The sequence below is a fragment of the Paenacidovorax caeni genome, assembly GCF_001298675.1.
GTDB classification, from domain to species: domain Bacteria; phylum Pseudomonadota; class Gammaproteobacteria; order Burkholderiales; family Burkholderiaceae_C; genus Paenacidovorax; species Paenacidovorax caeni.
Map to the genome: position 1 here is coordinate 1 of NZ_CYIG01000051.1, position 19,684 is coordinate 19,684.

Consider the following 19,684-nt stretch of genomic DNA (forward strand, 5'->3'; position numbering starts at 1 on the left):
TCCGCAGGGCGTCAAATGGGCGTGCCGCTGGCTCATAACGCCGGAATTTGCCGGCGAATCGAGCTGCCATCGTCGCTTCGATCCGCATCGCGAAACTCAACGTGCCTCAGTCAGCTCGGACACGCAGGCGGACTGGGTTTTGCAGACCTTCCCTAGATAAGCGCTAGCAGCTATCGAAGAAAGAGCAAAAATCAGTCCAGGTACGCCAACCGTGCTTCCACCACCTGGCCCGCGCGCGCTGTCACCAGACAAATGTGGCGCGACAGTGGAAAGACGCCAGTGAACGTGGCCCAGAGCTGCTCGCTGCCATCGGCCTGGGGCGACCAGCGCGTCTGGCCCGCATGGGCGCCCTGGGCCAGCGCCTGCGCCTGCAGGGCCGCGGCACCTGCCCCCGGCCGTGCCGCCGCGCAGAATGCCTGCGCCCGCTCTGCGGCGCGGTGCTCCTGGGCAACGCACCACGCCAGCCCGAGCGGCACGGCAGCTGCCAGGACGATCGCCACCCGCTTGCTCACACCCCCGCCTCGCGCCGCCGCGCCGCTTCGCACCAGCGCTGCGCCACCTTGGGCGAGGTGGTGCACACGGCGTCGTACGTGGCCGTGGTCACGGCACGCTCCAGCAGTTGGATATCGGTCTCGTGCTGGCGCGCCACATGGGGGTCCTCGAAGAAGATGACACGGTGGCAACGGCGCTCCAGCACCAGGTCGGCGATCTGCGCGTCGCCGCCCAGCGGGCCGCTGTGAAAGCGTTGCACCCAGTAGCGGTCGGTGGGCCAGCCCCGGTTCCAGGCCAGCTCGTTCAGGCGCAGGCCCGTGGTGCCAGTAGCCACGCGGTGGCTGAAGCGCGAGAGCACGTCGAAATGCCGGTCGGCAAAGGCCAGCATCTCTGCCTTCATGGCATCGTGTGCGATCAGCGCCAAGGTCTGCGCGCCGTAGTCGTGCAAGCCATCGGCCTGGGGGTCGGGCGGCAGGCCGGCATGGATGCGCTCCATCTCCACCCAGTCGCGCGCACTGGCCACGGTGGAAAGAAAGGGTTTGCCATGGATCACGCACTGGCGCTTGAGCGCCAGCGCCTCGGGGAAGATGGACGACGGGTCCACCGGGTCGATGAGGTAGATGGCGCCATCGAGAGTACGCCCCGGGCCTTCCATGCCCACCACCTCGGCCACCAGCTTCATCAGGCCGCCGTCGCGCCCGTAGGGGTAGCGCACCAGCGGCGCGTATCCCTGCAGCAGGCCTGCCGCCACGATGGCGTCGTGCGTGCGGCCCACGGCGTGCAGGCCGAGCTGGAGTTCACGGATACCCGGCTCGCACGCGCGCAGAAAGGCGAACAGCGCGGCGTCTTCGGTGTGGTGGTGCAGGCGGTTGGCGGCAAGACCGAGCAGCATGGGCGTGGGCAAGAGAGCAATGGAGCCGCCCATCCTAATCAGGTTGGAGCACCTGCACGGGGTGCGGGGGCCCGTTGCGGATTTGATGTACCGCAAAACCCTGCACGCAACGCATCACCAGACTGCAGGCCACGCCCCCGCCCGCCATGCGCCCGAAGAAATTCCCCAAGAACCCCGCCCACCCCGAACGCACCTGCTGGGGCTGCGACCGCTACTGCGCCGCCAACGCCATGCTGTGCGGCAATGGCTCGGAGCGCTCGCAGCACCCGGCAGAGCTGTTCGGGCCGGACTGGGCGCAGTGGGAAGCGCCGCAGGAACAGGCCCCAGCGCAGACGGACAGCAGCGCGGCGCCCACGAAAAATTCACCGCAATAAACCCCGCCCGGCCCGTGCGACAAACACTGTCGCAACCCCCTCCTACAGTCGCCCCACCAGCCACCCGGGGCGCCTGGAATCCCTCCAGGGTTATCCAAAAAAGATAGCTGCCTGCGCTTGCTGGTAATGCCTTTGAGGCCAAAACCATCAACCAATCAGGAGAACCCGCATGAGAGGGCAAATTCTCGCGTACGTTGCCGACAAAGAAATGGGCTTGATCGCCACGGCCGAAGGCCAGCGCCTGAGCTTTCGCACCGCCGACTGGATGGAGGTCATTCCCCCCGAGCGCGGTATGGCTGTGGAATGCGTGGCGCTGGACGCGCACCGCGCCAGCCAGGTGCAACTGGCCCTGCCCGAAGCCGTGGCAGTGCCGCCCGCCCCACAACCCCTGGCACAGCGGCCCAAGCGCAAGCCCGTCCTCACCCTGTTGGCGCTGTTCCTGGGGTACTACGGCGCACACCGTTTCTACATGGGCGCCTGGGGCTTGGGACTGCTGCAGTTGCTGGGCCTGCCGGTGGTTGTGGGCATCCTGTTCGCGCTGCTGCCGCCGCTGGGCGTGCTGCTACTCCTGGGGGCAATCGTGTTCACCATCGTCGAGTATGTCCGCTACATCTGGATGAGCGATGCGGAATTCGACGCCAAGGTACAGGCCTACCAGGCCACCCAGCCTGGGCCGTTCTCCTTCTTTTGGTGAGACGCCACCATGCAGCGCCCCATTCCCACGCAGCCCCATTCGGGGCTGGGCATCGCAGCGTTCATCATCAGCCTGAGTGCTGACACGCTGCTGCTCGGCCTCATAGGTATCGCGGACTTAATGGAGCCCACGCACGACAGCGTGGCCACGACATCCGCCCCCACCGTCCTGTTCGGTTTCATCGTCATATTCGCCACGCTGGCCATGGTTCTGGCACTGGCTCTGGGCATTGCCGCGCTGGTACAGACCGGGCGCCACAAGCTCTTCGGGGTGCTGGGCACGGTACTCGCCGCCCTGGGGTTGATCAGCAGCCTGCTGCTGTTCTTGATCGGCATCCTCACCATGGAAGGCTGAAAGCATGCAGTTTCCCCACTCCCTCGCGGCCCTGTTGGCCGCCTCCCTGGCGCTCGCCCCATGGCACGCCAGCGCCCAGGCCCAAGAAACGCTGGAAGGCCAGCTCGAACGCGGCCCCACGCATTCCGTGCTGTGGTTCGTCAGTCCCGAGTCGGGCGACCTGATCGGCCAGGTGTTCGCCAACGCCTCACAGGCCGGCCAGATCATCTTGGCGCGCTGCCTGCCAGACCTGGCCTGCATGGCCGAAGGCGCTCGCACCATCGAACCGGACGAAGCCCTGCTGAAGCAACTGCACTTTGCCAACCACCCGTCGGGCTGGTGGCTCATCACGCAGGCGCAGGACGCCTTCATGCAGCCCAGCCTGCCCCTGCGAGAGCGCGCGCTACGCACGCGCTTTGGTGCGCTGCGCATCACCGACGAGCACCTGCTGCTCTTCAAAGACCGCCCCGTGCTCGGCAACCCGCAGCCCGCCAGCGCCCATGCCGGCGCCCCTGCTCCTGCCCCCTCCGCCGCACCGCCCACGCTGCTGGAACGCCTGGCCGCCTGGTGGGACGGCCTGTGGCGCAAGCTGCTGGCCCTGTTCGGGCGCGCCAGCGCCGCCCCCCGCACGCCGGCGCCCGCCGCCGCCACGCCCGCACCAGCCCCCATGCCCTGGCATGTTCCCGGCACCGCCGAGGCGGTGCAAGGCAATGCCGCGCTGCACATCGTGGCGCACTACGAACTGGAGGACCGTGACATCGTGCTGCTGCAAGACACCGGCGGAGCGCTCTGCCCGGCGCTCTACCGCTTCGCCACGCTCACGGCACAGGGCATTGCGGTAACGCCGGAATTCGGCTCCTGCTCCGACATCGCCACCGCCACGCTCGAAAAAGCGCCCGACGGCGCGCCCGAGCCACAAGTCCGCATGGCAGGCAGCCGCGACCCCATCGCAGCATTGGGCGAGACGGCTCCCGCCCCTGAGCGCATGCAGTTGCGCCGCTTCGCGCTACGCAATGGTGCTGTGGAAGTCATCCCGGCCACCGATTAGTGCTACGTAAAAGTGAGCTTCCAGCGCTTACTCCATAAGGGCTTGAGCCAATTTTCAGGCCTATTCCAGCCGTTCACCCCTCGAACGGCTTTTGCACCTGCACGCGCCGCGCCACATCGACCCAGCAGGTCGGCCGCGCGCGCATCCAGCGCCATGCACGGCGCGCATGAGCATGCGCACGCTCGGGCTGTTACGGCCGAGCTCGACCAGCGAGAGGTCGTTGCGATCCATGCCCAAGCGCAGTGCCAGGTCGGCCTCGCTCAGCCGCGCTTCGTGCGCAGCTTGCGCATAACCGGCCCCAGCGCCTGATCGACCGCATCCTCCATACGGCGGGCGTGCAGCAGCTTGTGCTGTTTACTTTTTTGGATATGCGACAGAATGCACCATACCCACAATCACAGTGTGGTTGGCCAACGCATCCTTGCCGCCTCCGGCATCAGCTGCCGCACCGGGCTTCTACAGTTCTGTGCAACGCCACCGCACTACCGCCGATACCGCCATGCCTTTTGCTTCCTCTCATTCGCCCGCCAAGCAGCCCGCCGAGACCAAGGGCGAAAAACTGGCCCTGCGCCTGTCCGGCATCCTGGCCCGGCTGCACCAAGGCGAGGCCCTGGACAAGCACCAACTGGTGCAGCAGTTCGATGTGGACGTGCGCACCATAGAGCGCGATCTGTACCAGCGCCTGGAAGGTATTGCCGAGCGCAACGCCGATGGCCTGTGGCAACTGGCCAAGGCGTCACGCGCCACCGTGCCGACATCGCACCTGCACAGCTATGCACGCCTGACGGGCACGGAACACGTCTTCCCCGACACCAGCCTGCGCTACTTGCTGGAACAACTGGAAACGCCCGAGCCGCGCCGTGCCACGCACGTGCAACCCACACCGCAGGAGAACCTGGGCGCACATGGCCCGCTGTTCGCGCAACTGCAAGCCGCCATTGCGCAGCATCAGGAATGCCGCTTCACCTACAAGGCCAAGCCGCGCCACGCCCTGCCCTACCGGCTAATCCATAAGGGCGGTGTGTGGTACCTGGCGGCTGAGGAGGCTGGGCGGCTGAAAAACTTCAGCGTGGCGCTGATCGCGGGTCTGTTGGTGGATGAAGCCCGCCGTTTCACGCCGAAACGCGCGCACCAGGACTACATCAACGCCAAGGACGACGTGTGGTTCACCGAAAGCACCACGGAAGTGCTGCTGCGCGTGGCGCCCGAGGTGGCGCACTACTTCACCCGCCGCGCCCTGCTGCCACTGCAGCAGCAGCGAACGGACGCGGATGGCTCGCTGCTGGTGACTACGCATATCAACCACATCAACCAACTGCTACCGGTGGTGCGCTACTGGCTGCCGCATGTGCGCATCGTTCAGCCGCAGGCTTGGCATGAGGAATTGGTGGCGGGGTTGCGACGGGCGTTGGTGATGTGGAAAGGAGATGAGCAATAAATAATTTTCAGACTACAAATAAACAAATTAACTTAAAATGGAAAATTATGAAGAAAAATTTTTATCTGCTTGCATTAATCGCCGTCCTTGCTGGCTGCAACAAATCTCCAGAAGATTCAGTCAAAGTGCAAGAACCAGTAGTTGCATCTCCGGCTTCTGCGCCAGCATCACCACCTGCACCGCCCTCGGTTCCATCCATTTCGTATCAGTTGGCTAACGTTACCGAAAATTCTATAGCCGGAATTTTTACCATTACAACTTCTGAGTCTGATAATGCTATTAACTATCAATCTCGCGCAGGTGTTGTAAATATTCTGGAGTCTGTGTTTGATGATTTAGAAGGTTTGGTGTACATTAATGTTGAGAAGGCATATAGCTTTGGGGATAAATACGTAATAATAATTTCGACTGGGGAAGGAGGGAGGTCTTGTCCTGCCTCAACATATGCTTTTGCTTTTGATCTAAAAACAGAGTCCGTGATAGGAAAGAAAGAAATAGATGGTTGCTCTGAAGGTGTTGAGATTCTTGCGGATGGCAATAAACTTATGGTAAAAAAGGATGGGGGGGCGAGTGTTTTTTATAATGCCGAAATAAAGTAATTTTTTAAATAATTATTAAGTTTATAAAATATCTTAAACCAACTTAAAAACGATATGCACAAGAATAATATTGACACTCTCCGCGATGAAGCAAAACGTCAATTGCGGCTACTCAAAGACCTCCTGCAAAAAGCAAACAATAAAGGCTTAGTAGAAGCCCCGGCAGTTGGTGGAAAAAATCGAGCCACTTTTGATTCGGAATCTTTGCCAAAAGCACTTGAAGTTCTAGATGGGGAAAGCTACAAACTCGATCATTTGGATATGGTGCTGGCTGTCGTGGGAACCATGAAAGCAGGAAAATCAACCAGTATTAATGCCATCGTCGGTGCTGAAGTGTTGCCCAACCGCAACCGCCCCATGACGGCTTTACCCACACTGATTCGACATACGCCCGGTATTTTGACGCCACGCTTGGTGTTCGAAAAAATCAAACCCCTCAATGATTTGCTGAATATTTTGCATTCGGCTATTAAAAAAATTAATCCAGAAATTTTGAAGGAGCTGAGGAATGATCCAGATATGGATCAACTGCTAGAGAAGATTAGTCATAAGAAAAATTTTGTATCCCGATATGATGGCGAGGAAGGAATTTTTAATTTCCTCAAAGGGTTGAATGACCTTGTTCGGCTCTGCTTTGCAACAGAGATAAATTTTCCATTCGCGGAATATTCCACTGTCGATGCCATGCCAGTCATTGAGGTGGAATTTACCCATTTGAAAGATACGCCAGCCACGCAAGGACGACTGACTTTGTTGGACACGCCTGGCCCGAACGAGGCGGGACAACAGCATTTGCGGCATATGCTCAAAGATCAGCTGAAAAAAGCATCTGCTGTTCTGGCTGTGCTGGATTACACCCAGCTTAAATCTGATGCGGACGCACAGGTGCGCGAAAATCTTTTGGAAATTTCTGAAACGGCAAAGGATCGAATGTACGCCTTGGTCAATAAATTTGATCAAAAAGATCGAAATAGCGATGATGCAGCTGCTGTCAAAAAATATGTGTCACAAACCTTGATGAAGGGTGTAATCGCACAAGATGGCGTATTCCCTGTTTCTGCAAACCAAGGCTATTTAGCTAGCCGTGCTCTTAATGAAATTCATCGTAATGGTCAACTGAACACTGCTGATTCGTGGGTTAAGGATTTTGCCGAAGAGGCTTTTGGAAAGAGGTGGGCGAAATTTATAGAAAACCCTGAAGAAGTGAAGGAAGGTGCTGACCATATTTGGGCAGAATCAGGTTTTGCCGAGCCATTGTTGAAGGTAATTTTTGAGGCGCACCAGAATGCAGCCCTGGAAGCCTTGCGCTCTGCTGCATCTAAATTAGAAAAAATTTCGCGTGATGCCGGAGATTTCTTCAAGGCTAACGTTGGTTCTTTGAAAAAGAGCACTACGGAACTTCAAAGAAACATACACAACCTTCAGCAAGATATTGAGAGTATTTCGCGGATAGAGAAAGAAACAGAGGCTGCGTTGCAGAAAGCCCTGCACAACATGCAATCTGATGTGAAAGAATCAGCTTATGAAATTGAGAGAGACATTAAAAAAACTCTAGAGGATTACTTAAAAAAAGGTAAAGAAATAGAGAAAAATATTATTGCCAAAAAAAAAGGAAAAGAAAATTTAAGGCAAGATGAAAACAGTCCGCTTTATCTTTTTGGGATGGTCACAAAGGCACTTGTAGGTGGTCAAAAATCAAAAGAAAATAAGTCATTTAATCAAAATGAGACGATTGCTAATGCAAAGAATGGAATTGTTGTATTTGACGAAAAAATGGAAGCTAACAATTTTAGGGGCGACATAGAGAAGTCTATTCTAGTCGTGATGGAGAAAGCGGAAAAAAGCTTTCAAAAATCCATTGAATATGGCGTAATTAATTTTGCTAAAGAGTTGGATCGGCAAAGATTGGATTCGCTCGATAAAATTCAAAAATCCGCACAAAAGAACATTGATGGATTTGATATTGAAATACGCCTGCCAGACGCAAAATCTATATCTTTGGATACCTCGGTCTCCGGAATTTTGAATAATGCAGTTGAAGAAAAAACTAAAACTGTGACTAGGCGCAGGAGAAAATCCGGCGCCTGGGGGACAGTCTGCCGTTGGTTTGGTACAGATGATTGGGGTTGGGAGTCTTACTCAGACACAGAGGATTATTACGAAGTTAATCTTGTGAAAATTAATGCATCCTGTCAAGCAAGCGTACAAAATCTCTTCAAAGCAGCGCATAGCGCGCTTGATGAGGTAATTTATCCTCAATTACATCAAGGTGTGGAAGAATTCTTCCGTGCTTTCAGGGGGAAAATTGAGCATATTCGTGGCGATTTGATGAGTGGACTGCAAAAACATAGCCTAGATCAGGAGAAAAAAGCATCTTTCTTGGAAGAATCTACAAAAATGGCCCGTGAGGCATCGGGGTTAGAAAAAGACTGCGCTGCTTTAAACCAATCTACTGAAACACTTCGCCGAAGCGAAGGTGTGTCGGTTGCGCGCGGCGAGGTCTTGGCATGAACGCGAATACTACTCCCATCACCCCTGATTCACCTGTTTGCCAAATTCTGAGTAGCTTGCCGGAAAAATTCGTGGTGGATTTTGCTAATGGAATTGATGTAACGAGCGACCATTTGCGTGTGCAGCGCGAACGCACAGGAGTTTTCGCGCGCTTATACGACGGCTTTACAGGGCAGGGGGCGCGCAGAAACGCAGCGATCCAAGCCAGTCTTGCCGATGGGGTAGAGGCCTCATTGAAATGGTTGTGCGAATTGAGCGAATCCGTAGCCGAAAGTAATTGGGCGATCACTCAGGTCAACGACCGTGTGACCGCGCTCACCGGCAACGTAGCCCAACTGGCGCATTACAGCGCGGATACACGAGTCCAGCTGCAGGAGCTTGCAGACCGGCTTGATGCACGCATACAAGGTATGGCCCAGGAAATTGCGCGTATCGACTTCATCCAGAAAGCGCAGCTGAACATGGATGCGACCTTCGACAAATGGGCTGCGGGTCGTTTTGTTGCACTGTCACCCGCTGCACGCTGTTATGCCTCTTTGGAGGAATTGCGTTGGGGAGCTTTGGGGGACTACTGCCGCAATTACCCAGGACAGCGCCAATCCCGCGATTTCATGCAAATGGTGGTGGATCGTGCGACCAAGCAGTTGGCCACCGATGCTGGAATTGGCCTGCAAACCTCGGCTGAGATGGCGACCGTATGGTTGCCTGCGCCACCAGTTCGGCCTGGCAATGCTGGTGATGACTTGCAACAGGCACTGAGTTATTTGGCTGATCGAATGGACACCGATACGGCGCCGTTTGTGAACAGCGCCACGCAACAACGGCCTGTCAACCTCACAGTGCCTTTGATTGCCCAAGCCCGACGCATCGCTGGGACGATGACGCAGGAAGTTTTCTCTTTGGAGGTGATAGATGTCTGAATTAGCTGTAATGCAAGACATACCCGTCACAGGGTTGGTTCTTTCTGGGGGCGGTGCCAAAGGAGCCTACCAAGTTGGCGTGCTCAAAGCACTGCTGGAGCTGGGCGCGGACATCGACATGGTAGCCGGGGCCAGCATGGGGGCGCTCAATGGTGCAGTGCTGGCTTGTGCACCTTCGCTTCCCGAGGGGATACAGCGGCTGGAAATGCTGTGGAACACGCTGGCATCCCAATCCCCGGTGGAGGCCAATACACCTGCTTATCTGAAACTGCTGGCGGCTGCAGGGCTGACGCTGGGAACCCCATTGCCAGGTGTGTTTGCACAGGTTCCGGCGCTGGCACAGGGCATGCGCTGGGTTGCTCCAGCAGTGCAGGTCGTGGACGATTGGTTGGAGTCGGCACTGCTGTCGGACGAACCACTCAAAGCGCTGATGGACGAGTATCTGAACACCGACGGCTTGATGCGTGGCTTGCCGCTTTATGTGTCGGTGTTTGAAAGCAGGGGCGGACTGACTGATCTGTTGCGCTGCACCGTAGCTGAGGCAGGGCTTGCAGATACACCACCCTCGCACTTTGTGCATGTGCAATCGCTGCCCGCGCATGAACGGCGCAACGCCTTGCTGGCATCTGCCGCCATTCCGTTGCTGTACCAGGCACGTCAGATTGGCGATGCTCGCTATTCGGACGGGGGGCAAGGTGGCTGGCAAACGGCGCAGGGCAACACGCCGATCACGCCGCTCATCGAGGCGGGTTGCAAGCAAGTCATCGTGACGCACTTGACTGATGGCTCACTGTGGAGTCGCCACGACTTTCGAGATACCACGGTGCTCGAAATACGCCCGCAAGCACCGATTACGCCGGACGGCAGCCCGTTGGGTGCAGCAAAGGCTGCGCTGGGTTTTGACTCATCGAACATCTCCAGGCTGATGAAACAGGGCTATCAGGACACGATGCACTGCGTCGGTCGGGTCATGAAGGCCGACCAATCGCGTCAAGCGCTGCGGCAATCCGAGCAGGCGCTTACCGACAGCTTGCAACGCGGAAATTCCGCAGATGCAGCGCTGACCGATGCCATGTCGAGAGTGCAATAAGCACAGGTACTGCATGCCTACACGTCCACCCCCACACCACTATCAATGCCCCGCTTGTAGTTGGAGCAAAACCGTAGCTCCAGCCAGCGATGCGCTGGTACGGGGTCACGATCATTTCGATGCTTGCCCAAAGTGCGGCCATGCACCGCTGGACTCCAAAGCTACGGTAGCCATGCCGGCTGGCTTCAGCCAGATCGCCAACACCTTGGAGAAATGGTTCAAACGCTGATGCCTACCTCGCCCACCATGGCCCACTCGCTGGCAACACTCACCGCCCGCCACCAGGCCCAGATATCCCAGCAGCGCACCCCCTTCACCCTGCGCATGCACCGCGCACTGAGCTGGCTGCAACGCGCCGAGGCGGCAGGAGATGACGACGACGTGGCCTTCGTCTGTCTGTGGATCGCCTTCAACGCGGCCTATGCGCAGGACTTGGGCCAGGGCGCGGGCGGCGGCACGTCGGAGCGGCAGGCGTTTCGCAACTTCATGGCCGACGTATGCGCGCTGGACAAGGCCAAGGCCCTGTCCGCGCTGGTGTGGCAGGTGTTCCCCGGCCCCATTCGCGTATTGCTCGATAACCAATACGTGTTCCAGCCCTTTTGGGATGCGCTGAACAACCCGCGCAGCGATGGCAGCACGCCCGACCATTGGCGCGAGGCGTTCGACGACGCGCGCCAGCGCGTGCATCGCGCGCTGGCGCAGCAAGATACCGAGCGGGTGTTGTACGAGGTGTTCGTGCGCTTGTACACGCTGCGCAACCAATTGATGCACGGCGGGTCAACGTGGAACAGTTCAGTGAACCGCGCCCAGGTACGCGATGGCCGCGCGCTACTGGCACGGGTGTTGCCGGTGATGCTGGGGGTAATGATGGACTGCCCGCAGCGGTTCGAGGGGCGTCCGTTTTATCCGGTGGTCAGAGATTGAGCGACCGAATGCGGCCGCCCAGCGGCTGCGAGAGCCAGCGACACATTCTGCCGGTGCTGCACGCTACCCTTTGGTTCTCCTCTGATTTTCTGCAATGGGCGAACCATGCATCTTGATGACTCCTCCCAACTGCCACGCCTTGGCATTGCAAAAGCCTTTTCGGCAAGCATCCGAAGGTTTCTATCATCCGCCGGCATTCTGGGAACAAAGAACCCCCTTGACCTGCCTAGAGGGCGCCATCACGGACTGAAATGCGTCCAATGTGGCTGGGGCAGGTACTGGACGCAGGGCGCGCTGTACAAGCCACCCGGCCAATGCCCGCACTGCGGGCATGACGATCTGGAGAGGATGCTGGTTTGCATTGACTGATGGCCGCCTCAAAGCTATCAAATCAATAGCTGCCAGCGCTTGATAGCGAAGCGCTGGCAGCTATTTCACTGCTGCTGCACCACCTTCACCCGCGCATTCGGCGCCTCGCCGAACATTTCGGGGGCGTACAGTGCCTCGACACGGCTGGGCGGGAGCTGGAAGTCACCCGCGTTGTTCAGGCGCACGGTGTATTCCATCTTCACCGCGCCCTTGGGCAGGTACTCGTAGTAGCTGCGGAAGGACTCGAAGCTGCGCTCCTCGAACGCGGGCCAGCCCCAACCCTCGCGCTTTTCGCCCTGGGTGGCGATTTCAGAGTCGCGCCCCAGGCCGCTGCCCAGGATGGTGCTGCCAGCCGGAATCGGGTCGGTGATGGCCACCCAGGTCATGTCGGCGGTGCTGGTCACTTCCAGCGTGACGCGCAGCACATCGCCCCGGGTGTACTGGCCTGCGGGCAGGCTCTTGTTGGCCTGCTCGATCGGGGTGACGGTTTTCTTGAGGGTGTAGCCCGCGCTGAAAGGTGCCTTGAGCTGCACGGCGGCGACCGACTGCAGCGTGAGCCAGGGCTTGCCCGCACCCTGGTGCGTGACGGAAAGGCTCTCCTTACCGCCCGCCGGACTCCAGGGCAGGAACATGCTGTTGTTCTTCAGCGTGCCCGGCGCGGCGGGCGCGCCGAACCAGACACTCTGGTGGGCCGCGCCCGCGGCGGCGCTGGTCTTGATGCGCTCCACCTTGGCCCAGTCGACGCTGGCATGGGCCGCGCCCATGGCGGCGCGGGTGGCGCCAGCGACCGGCGTGGCCTCGAACTTGGCGCTGAATTTCTCCAGCGCCAGCCCCCCCCAGAAGTTGGCCGTGGTGGTGTGCCAGGCACCGCTTTGCTGGCGGCTGATGAAGCCGTTGGCCAGGCGCCCCATGTCGGGCTGCCACTCGGGGTCGTCCATGACGGCAAGCAGCAGGCGCGCGATGTTCACATCGCCGTTTTGCATCAGCCACCACCAGTAGTCGTCCTGCTCGGTGGAGAACAGCAGCTTGGTGCCCTGGTAGCTCAGGCGCGCCTTGAGGATTTGCTGGGCCTCCTGCAAACGCTGGCGGCGCTCGGGCACGCCGTCCACGCGCTTAAGGATGTTGATCCAGTCGATGACCGCATGCGTGGGCCACTGGTTGGGCGCCACGGTGATGCTGGTGAGCATGCGCGCGTGCGCCTTGCCGTAGCGTGACAGCGCCTCGATGGCAGCGAGCTTGCGCATGTCCAGATCCTTGCGCGGGCTCCAGAAGTTGCGCTCGATGCGCCCTTCGACAAAGGCGGCCAGGCCGCGCTCCATGGCGGCGCGCGCCTCGTCGGGCAGCGCGAAGGCCGGATCCAGCCCCGACGCCTCGTGCGTGGCGGCCAGCAGGTAGGCCGTGAGCGTGTCGCTGCCCCGGTTGGCATCGCCATCGCGCGGCGGGAAGTAGCTGGCCAGGCCATCGCCGTCGAGGTAGGTGGGCAGCTGCGCCGCCACCGTCTGCCACAGCTTGGGATCGCGCAGGCCGATGGACTTGCTGGTTTTCTGCTCCAGGCAAGCGAACGGGTAGTTGGCCCACCAGTCACGCACACCGGGCAGGCCCTCGGCCAGCTTGGGCTGCAGCGAAAGCTTGAGCCCGCCCCGGCCTGGCAGGGCGTCCTGCGGCGGCGCCACGGGCAGTTGCAGGCTGCCATCGACCTGGACCAGCGTGGCCTGCTGCACCGTCAGCGGCACGGCGGGGATGATGCGCTGGCTGGCCTTGAGCGCATCGCGCGCGCCCGAGACGGTGTCGCGCGCCTCGATCTCCCACACGATGGACTCGGCGCGGGTCTGCGCCAGCTGCGCTGGCGCGGTCACGTTCCAGGCCACTTCGCGCGACTCGCCGGCGGGAATGTCCACGGTTTGCTTGTCCAGCGCCAGCAGCGTGGCACGCGGTGCCACCTCTACTTTCATGGCTGCCTGGGTGGTGTTGCGCAGGGTGATCTGGGCACGGAACTGGTCGTCCTCGCGCACCAGGGGCGGCAGGCCGCTGATGATCTGCAGGTCCTGCGTGGTGCGTACCGATGCCTGGCCGGTGCCGAACTGGCCCGTGCCCAGGTCGGCCACCGCCACGATCTTGAAGGTGGTCAGCGCGTCATTCAGCGGCACCGTCACCTTGGCCTGGCCGTTGGCGTCAAGCTGCAGCGCGGGCTGCCACAGCAGCAGCGTGTCGAGCAGCTCGCGCGTGGACGAGCGCCCGCCGCCGCCGCCTGCCGGCACGGCCTTGCGGCCGTAGTGGCGCCGGCCAATGATCTCCATCTGCGCGGTGGAGGTGGCCACGCCCCAGCTACGCCGCTGCAGCATGGCGTCAAGCAGGTTCCAGCTGGTGTTGGGCATCAGCTCCAGCAGGGCCTGGTCCACGGCGGCCAGCGCCACCTCGGCCCCCGCGGCCGGCTTGCCGTTAGGGAGCTTGGCGGTGATGGTGACCTGCGCTTTGCCGCGCACGGGGTAGCTTTCCTTGTCGGCCGCGACCTGCACCTGAATCTGGTGCGCCTGCGCGCCCACGCGGATTTCCGCCAGGCCCAGGCGGTAGGCGGGCTTGGACAGGTCCACCAGCGCCGTAGGCGCCACGTACTCGCGCCCCTCGAACCAGAATGCCGTCCACCACTCGCGCGGCGCCTTGTAGCCCCAGGTGAAGAAGCTGTACCACGGCACCTCGCGCAAGCGCCCGCGCAGGGCCAGCACGCTGACGTAGACGTTGGGGCCCCAGCCCTCCTCCACCTTGAGCTGCACCGTCGGGTCCTTGCCGTTGAGTTCCACCACGCGCAGATCGATGATGCCTTCCCGCTCCACAGCGACCAACGCCGTGGCGAAGCGGAACGGCATGCGCACCTGCAGGCGCGCCACCTCGCCGGGCTGGTAGCTTTTCTTTTCGGGCAGCAGGTCGATGCGGTCGTGGTCTTCGCCACCAAACCACAGCTCGCCCTGGCGCGTGATCCAGACCGACGCGGCGGCCTGTGCTTCGTTGCCCTCCTTGTCGCGCGCGGACACCACCAGCTCCACCGCGCCGGGTTCGTCCAGCTTGGCCTCGCACAGCAACAGACCACGGCTGTCGCTCTGGCCGGTACAGACAGTGCCCAGATCCTTGGTTTCGACACGGTTGTCGTAGCTGTAAAAGCCACCGACCATGCGCTTGCGCGCCGAGGTGGTCACACGTGCAATGGCCTGCACCGACAGCGGCACGCCCGCCTGCGGCTTGCCGTCGAGCGCCAGCGCCAGCGCCTGGAAACGCACACGGCTGCCGCTGGAGGCCCAGCCCTCGGTCTTCACGCCTGCCACCACGGCAGCGGGCCACAGGGTGTGGGTGCTACGCAGGGTCTGCACCTCGCCGTTCGGGTCGGCATAGGTGGCCTCAAGCAGCAGTTCCTGCGCCTCGCGCTGGGTTGGCAGGTTCTCCACGGTCACCTTGCCAGCGCCGTTTTTGTCGAGCGTCACGGGCAGCTTGTCAGCGACCACACGGCTGTCCTGGCTGGCCGTGGCTTCCTCGTCGTCGCTCTGGGCGGCGGACGGTGCATCGCGCTTGCGTGGCGCACTGAAACTGAAGGCTTCGTAGTCGGGGTATTGCAACTGCTTGCCACGCACCAGGGCCGACACGCGCACCGGCAGGTGCGCCGCACCGCCGCCCGACACGTAGTTGACCTGCACGTCGGTGGGCACGGTGCGCACGCGCACCAGCGCCTTCTTGGCCGAAGGTGCCACGCGCCCTTCGAGCACCGGCAGGCGGAACTCCTCGACGCGAAAGCTCCCGGACTCGAACGACTGGTGCTTGCCGCGCAGCTCCACCTGGTACACGCCCAGCTTGGCGGCGGGCGGAATCTGGAACTGGCTTTGCGCGCTGCGCCCCCCCGTGGCCGTGCCGCGCCACTGCAGCGGCTGCGTGTACTGCTGGCCGCTGCCCACGTGGGTGATTACCAGGGTTTCGGGGCTGTACTGCGGCAAGGCGAAGCCCTTGCTGGTCTGGGTGCGCAACAGGTGCTTCATCGACACCGTCTCGCCCGCGCGCAGCAGCGTGCGGTCGAAGACGGTGTGGGCGATTTCGTCGGGCCGGGGCTCATTGCTGGTGGGCACGTTGAAACGCCACGGCTCGATACCGCGCTGCCAGTCACTCCAAGTGAAGGCCATGTCCTGCACGCCCTCGTTCAGGGCGCGCGCGCTGACGAAGTAGGCGCTGCGCCATTCGTCCTCCCCCTGGCAAGTGCGCGGCTCGGGAGACAGGTTCTCGAAGCGCGCGATGCCCTGCGCATCGGTCGTGCCTTGGGCCAGCTCGCGGCCCTCGCAGTCGGACACGCGCACCTGTGCGCCCGCCACGGGCTTGCCCTTGTCCAGCGAAGTCACCCAGGCGGCCGCGTTCTCGCGGCCCAGCTTGAAATGCACGCCCAGATTGGTAACCAGCGCCGAGGTGCGCACGTACATGGTGCGCTGCGCGCCATGGCGCGCGTCCAGCAGCGACTGGCCCAGCAGGGGCGAGGCAATCTCTACCACCGAGAAACCCACAGGCAGCGGAATGCCCACCACCTCAAAGGGACGCGGGTCATCCTTGGCGGGCCGGGGCAGCTCCAGCGTCTTCACATGGCCCTGCCCGGCGAGCAGCGAGACCATGCGCGACTGCACCCACTCGCTGTCCCCGTCGAGCACCGCGGGCAACGCGCCCTTCACGTCGCGCCGCGCCTGCGCACGCGGCACCATGTAGTCGTCATAGCGCCGCACCTTGCGCAGCCAGGCGATGATTTCCGCGTCGCTGCGTGGCTGCAGCGTGTTCGCCTGCAGGCCGCTCACCTGCAGCGCGGCTTCCACCTTGCGCAGCGTCACCGGCAGCAGCGCGGGCGGGTTGTCAGACGGCGGTCCTTCGGCGAAGCGCTCGACGATGCCGAACGGCGCCGCCGCAAATTTGGCCAGTGGCGGCAGGTCGCCCGTGGCCACGGCCAGCGGAAAGCTGTCGGCATTGGCCAGCGTCCGGCCCGAGGCGTCCTTGAAATCCTTCGGCAGCAGTAGCTCGAACTTGGTTTGCCCCGACAGCGGTGCGGCGAACTCCAGGGAAGACACCACACTGTCGCCATCGGCAGCATCGTCGATGCGCGGCTTGACGGTTTCCTGCGCTGACTTCAGCCGCACCCCTTCGGCCAGCTTGCGGGGCACCGGCGCACTGAAGGCCAGGCGCATGGGCCGTATGGGCAGGCACGCGGCCTGCGCGTTCTCGCGCTCACAGGAGAAATTGGCCGTAAACGGCTCGCGCACCTTGTAGTCAAAGCGCTTTTCCACCTGGTTGGCAATACCGCTGGGCGTGGCCACGCCCTTGCCAAACACCAGTTGCATGCGCGTGCCGGACCCCAGGCGGCGCTTGCACGCCAGCGTGGCGAACTGCAGGGGCTCCTTAGCGGCACGTTTGTCCAAACCCTGGGCCTTGAGCAACGCCTCGCGCTCCTTGCCCGCAATCAGACGCACCGGCACGCGCTCGCCCACGCCATCCACCAGGCACCACGTGTGCTCCTGCACACTGGCCGTCGTCGCCGGGCCGTTGAACTGCAGCACGAAGAACTGCTCTTCGTCGATCTCCTCGTAGGTGCCGGGCTGCAGGTTCTGCACGAAGGGCCCGCCACTATTGAATTGATAGCTCTTAGCGCCCGTCAGCAGGGCGCCAGCGCTCGATTTGAACCCTGGCACCACGCGCGCCGTGCAGCGCACGCCGGGCGGCAGATCGGCATTGAAGTCGAAAACCCACTCGCGCTCGCTGGTCCACCGCCCCTGGCCCTGGCTGGCCTGCGCGTCGTCGCAGCTCAGGGTGAGCGGCGCAGGCGCCTTGGGGTCGCCGAAATTCACCGCCGCGCCGTCGAACTTGGCCACGGCCTGGCGCACGCGCGCCACTTCGCCCTGGGGCGAGAAATGGGTGATGGTGAGCGCCTGTGCAGCGCTGGCCGCGAGCCCAAGGCTGGCGGCAAAAATCAAGGGGAAGGAAATAGCGTTCACGCCCGGGCTCCGAGTGAAGGGGTGAGATTAACCCATCCCCTTCCGCCCACGGCAACCTTCCGTGCCTTATGCCTTGCGCTCCCACACGGCGGCGAAGAAGCCGTCCGTCTGATGCAGGTGCGGCCACAAGCGCAGGTAGCGCTGGCCATTTTCACCGCCGCTGCACAGCTCAGCGGCCTGCGCCACCTTCAGCTGTTCCAGCAGTGCGCCCGCATCCTGGGGCACGAAGTCCGGGTGCGCGGTGGAAAAGGCCTCGGCAATGGCCTCGTTCTCCTCGGGCAATACGCTGCAGGTGGCGTACACCAGGCGCCCACCCGGCTTCAACAGGCGCGCAGCGCTCGCCAGGATGGCGGCCTGCTTCGCCGCCAGCTCCTGCACGCCTTCGGGCGACTGGCGCCACTTCAGGTCGGGGTTGCGGCGCAGCGTGCCCAAGCCGGAGCACGGGGCATCGACCAGCACGCGGTCGATCTTGCCGGCCAGGCGCTTGACTCGCTCGTCGCGCTCGTGCGCGATGGCGGCAGGGTGCACGTTCGACAGGCCGGAACGCGCCAGACGCGGCTTGAGCGCGTCGAGCCGGTGGCCCGACACGTCAAACGCATACAGGCGCCCGGTGTTGCGCATTTGCGCGCCGATGGCCAGGGTCTTGCCGCCCGCGCCAGCGCAGAAGTCCACCACCATTTCACCGCGCTTGGCATCGAGCAGCAAGGCGAGCAGTTGCGAGCCTTCGTCCTGCACCTCGATGGCGCCGCGCTGGAATGCCTCCAGCTTGGCCAATGCCGGCTTGCCCTGCACGCGCAGGCCCCAGGGGGAATACGGCGTTGCTACCGATTCAATAGCTGCTTGCGCAAGCTCCTTCTCGATTTCAGGCCGTTTTGCCACCAATGTGTTGATGCGCAGGTCGAGCGGCGCGCTCTGCGACAGGCTGGCCACCAGGGGCCAGAAGCCGTCGCCGAGCTGGCTTTTCAGCGGCGCGGCCAGCCACTGCGGCAGGTTGTGGCGCTGGGGTTCGAGCAGGTCGTCCTCGCGCACGCGGTCGCAGGCGTCGAGCCAGTCCTTTTCCTGCGGCGTCAGCGCGCTCTTGAGGAAGTCGCGCGAACCGCGCTGGGCGCGCGGGTCGGCGCGGCGGGCCTGCTCGTCGAGCTGGCTGGCGAAGCCAAGGATGGCCAGGCGCCGCTCCTTGGGGCCAGAGCCCGAGCGTGCGAGCTGCTCGAACAGCGGCTTCCTGCGCAGCACGGCGTAGGCGGTCTCGGCCAGCGTGGCGCGCTCGCGGGGGCCGAGCGCGCGGTGGTCACGGAAATAGCGAGACACCACGGCGTCGGCCGGGTGCTCGAAGGTCAGGGTCAGACGCACCAGCTCGGCGCAGGCGTCCAGAAGGGCTTTGGGATGCATGGGGGCGATTGTCCCATTGCGCGCCGCCGCCACCGCTCAGCGCGTGAATACCGGCACACGCGCATGGGCGCGGATTTCCTGCAGCGTGGGCGACTCGCCCGCCCACAGCACGAGCGCGGGCCCCGGCAGGCTCAGGCCGCGCTCCAGCGCGCGGCAGAGCGGGTAGCGCTCGTCGTCCGGCAGGCCGGGCAGCTCCACGAAGACGACGTAGGCGCGCCGCCCCGGAAACTCGCGCAGGCGCTTGCACACGATCCACGCCGCCACCACGGGCTTGCAGCGCGCCAGCTCGGCCTGCACCTCGCCCAGTTCGAAAGCGCCCAGGTCGTGCGGCGCGGTCTGGCTGAAGCACGGGGTCTGCGTCAGCTCCTCCCAGGCGCGCGCCTCGCCCTCCTGCGCCTGCCGGTGCCGCTCGCGCCACAGCTTGAGGGCGGCCGCATCGTGCTCCAGGCCGGGGCGCGGCGTTTCCAGTTCCTCCACGGCCGTGCGCGCCGCCCACCAGCGCTGGTCGCCGCCCGCGTCCCACAGGCGCTGCAGCCCTTGCAGGCGCGCGGCGCGGTCGCCCTCGGGCAGCGTCTGCACCAGCCCGCGCAAGGCGCCCAGGTGCCCGTC

The 19,684-nt window shown here is 62.4% G+C and carries 14 protein-coding genes and 1 pseudogene; 10 read left to right on the forward strand and 5 right to left on the reverse strand.

What is annotated here, in order from left to right; translation table 11 throughout:
* Positions 1 to 191 precede the first annotated feature (191 nt).
* The gene (locus BN2503_RS16335) at positions 192 to 512 is read right to left on the reverse strand and encodes a hypothetical protein (RefSeq protein ID WP_054257700.1); all 321 of its coding nucleotides are present in this window, start codon (positions 510 to 512) and stop codon (positions 192 to 194) included.
* Positions 509 to 1,384: a methylglyoxal synthase gene (locus tag BN2503_RS16340; protein WP_054257701.1), complete on the reverse strand. Its 876-nt coding sequence runs from the start codon at positions 1,382 to 1,384 to the stop codon at positions 509 to 511. The genes BN2503_RS16335 and BN2503_RS16340 overlap by 4 nt, the downstream gene beginning before the upstream one ends.
* Positions 1,385 to 1,530: 146 nt before the next feature.
* On the opposite strand from BN2503_RS16340, the gene BN2503_RS16345 reads away from it, so the two are divergent.
* The 10 genes from BN2503_RS16345 (at position 1,531) to BN2503_RS16385 (ending at position 11,315) form a co-directional block, all read left to right on the forward strand.
* Positions 1,531 to 1,758, forward strand: a complete 228-nt coding sequence (locus BN2503_RS16345) for a DUF3079 domain-containing protein (protein WP_054257702.1) — start codon at positions 1,531 to 1,533, stop codon at positions 1,756 to 1,758.
* A gap of 169 nt (positions 1,759 to 1,927) precedes the next feature.
* Positions 1,928 to 2,452, forward strand: coding sequence for an NINE protein (locus BN2503_RS21055; RefSeq protein WP_054257703.1), 525 nt, complete (start codon positions 1,928 to 1,930; stop codon positions 2,450 to 2,452).
* Between the two features lie 9 nt (positions 2,453 to 2,461).
* Positions 2,462 to 2,806, forward strand: a complete 345-nt coding sequence (locus BN2503_RS16355) for a hypothetical protein (protein ID WP_054257704.1) — start codon at positions 2,462 to 2,464, stop codon at positions 2,804 to 2,806.
* Between the two features lie 4 nt (positions 2,807 to 2,810).
* A complete protein-coding gene (locus tag BN2503_RS16360) occupies positions 2,811 to 3,833 on the forward strand; it encodes a hypothetical protein (RefSeq protein WP_054257705.1) in 1,023 nt (340 codons plus the stop codon).
* A gap of 499 nt (positions 3,834 to 4,332) precedes the next feature.
* Positions 4,333 to 5,271 carry a helix-turn-helix transcriptional regulator gene (locus tag BN2503_RS16365; RefSeq protein WP_074930172.1) on the forward strand — a complete coding sequence of 313 codons (939 nt, stop codon included), beginning with the start codon at positions 4,333 to 4,335 and terminating at the stop codon, positions 5,269 to 5,271.
* A gap of 47 nt (positions 5,272 to 5,318) precedes the next feature.
* Positions 5,319 to 5,870 (forward strand): hypothetical protein, encoded by a 552-nt coding sequence (locus BN2503_RS19605; RefSeq protein WP_074930150.1) that lies wholly within the window; start codon positions 5,319 to 5,321, stop codon positions 5,868 to 5,870.
* A gap of 54 nt (positions 5,871 to 5,924) precedes the next feature.
* Positions 5,925 to 8,381, forward strand: a complete 2,457-nt coding sequence (locus tag BN2503_RS19610) for a dynamin family protein (protein ID WP_082366647.1) — start codon at positions 5,925 to 5,927, stop codon at positions 8,379 to 8,381.
* Positions 8,378 to 9,301, forward strand: a complete 924-nt coding sequence (locus BN2503_RS16375; RefSeq protein ID WP_074930154.1) for a diguanylate cyclase regulator RdcB family protein — start codon at positions 8,378 to 8,380, stop codon at positions 9,299 to 9,301. The genes BN2503_RS19610 and BN2503_RS16375 overlap by 4 nt, the downstream gene beginning before the upstream one ends.
* Positions 9,294 to 10,391 (forward strand): patatin-like phospholipase family protein, encoded by a 1,098-nt coding sequence (locus BN2503_RS16380; protein WP_233495105.1) that lies wholly within the window; start codon positions 9,294 to 9,296, stop codon positions 10,389 to 10,391. Before BN2503_RS16375 ends, BN2503_RS16380 begins: the two co-directional genes overlap by 8 nt.
* Positions 10,392 to 10,637: 246 nt before the next feature.
* On the forward strand, positions 10,638 to 11,315 hold the full coding sequence (locus tag BN2503_RS16385) for a HEPN domain-containing protein (RefSeq protein WP_054257710.1): 678 nt from the start codon (positions 10,638 to 10,640) through the stop codon (positions 11,313 to 11,315).
* A 434-nt stretch (positions 11,316 to 11,749) separates the two neighbouring features.
* On the opposite strand, the gene BN2503_RS16390 is transcribed toward BN2503_RS16385, so the two are convergent.
* The 3 genes and pseudogenes from BN2503_RS16390 to BN2503_RS16400 form a co-directional block, all read right to left on the reverse strand.
* Entirely contained in the window at positions 11,750 to 17,686 is a 5,937-nt protein-coding gene (locus BN2503_RS16390) for an alpha-2-macroglobulin family protein (protein ID WP_074930157.1), read from the reverse strand.
* A gap of 66 nt (positions 17,687 to 17,752) precedes the next feature.
* Complete coding sequence (locus BN2503_RS16395) at positions 17,753 to 19,075, reverse strand: RsmB/NOP family class I SAM-dependent RNA methyltransferase (protein WP_054257712.1); 1,323 nt, start codon at positions 19,073 to 19,075, stop codon at positions 17,753 to 17,755.
* 36 nt (positions 19,076 to 19,111) lie between these two features.
* A pseudogene (locus tag BN2503_RS16400) lies at positions 19,112 to 19,684 on the reverse strand (peptidase M48); the annotation flags it as partial.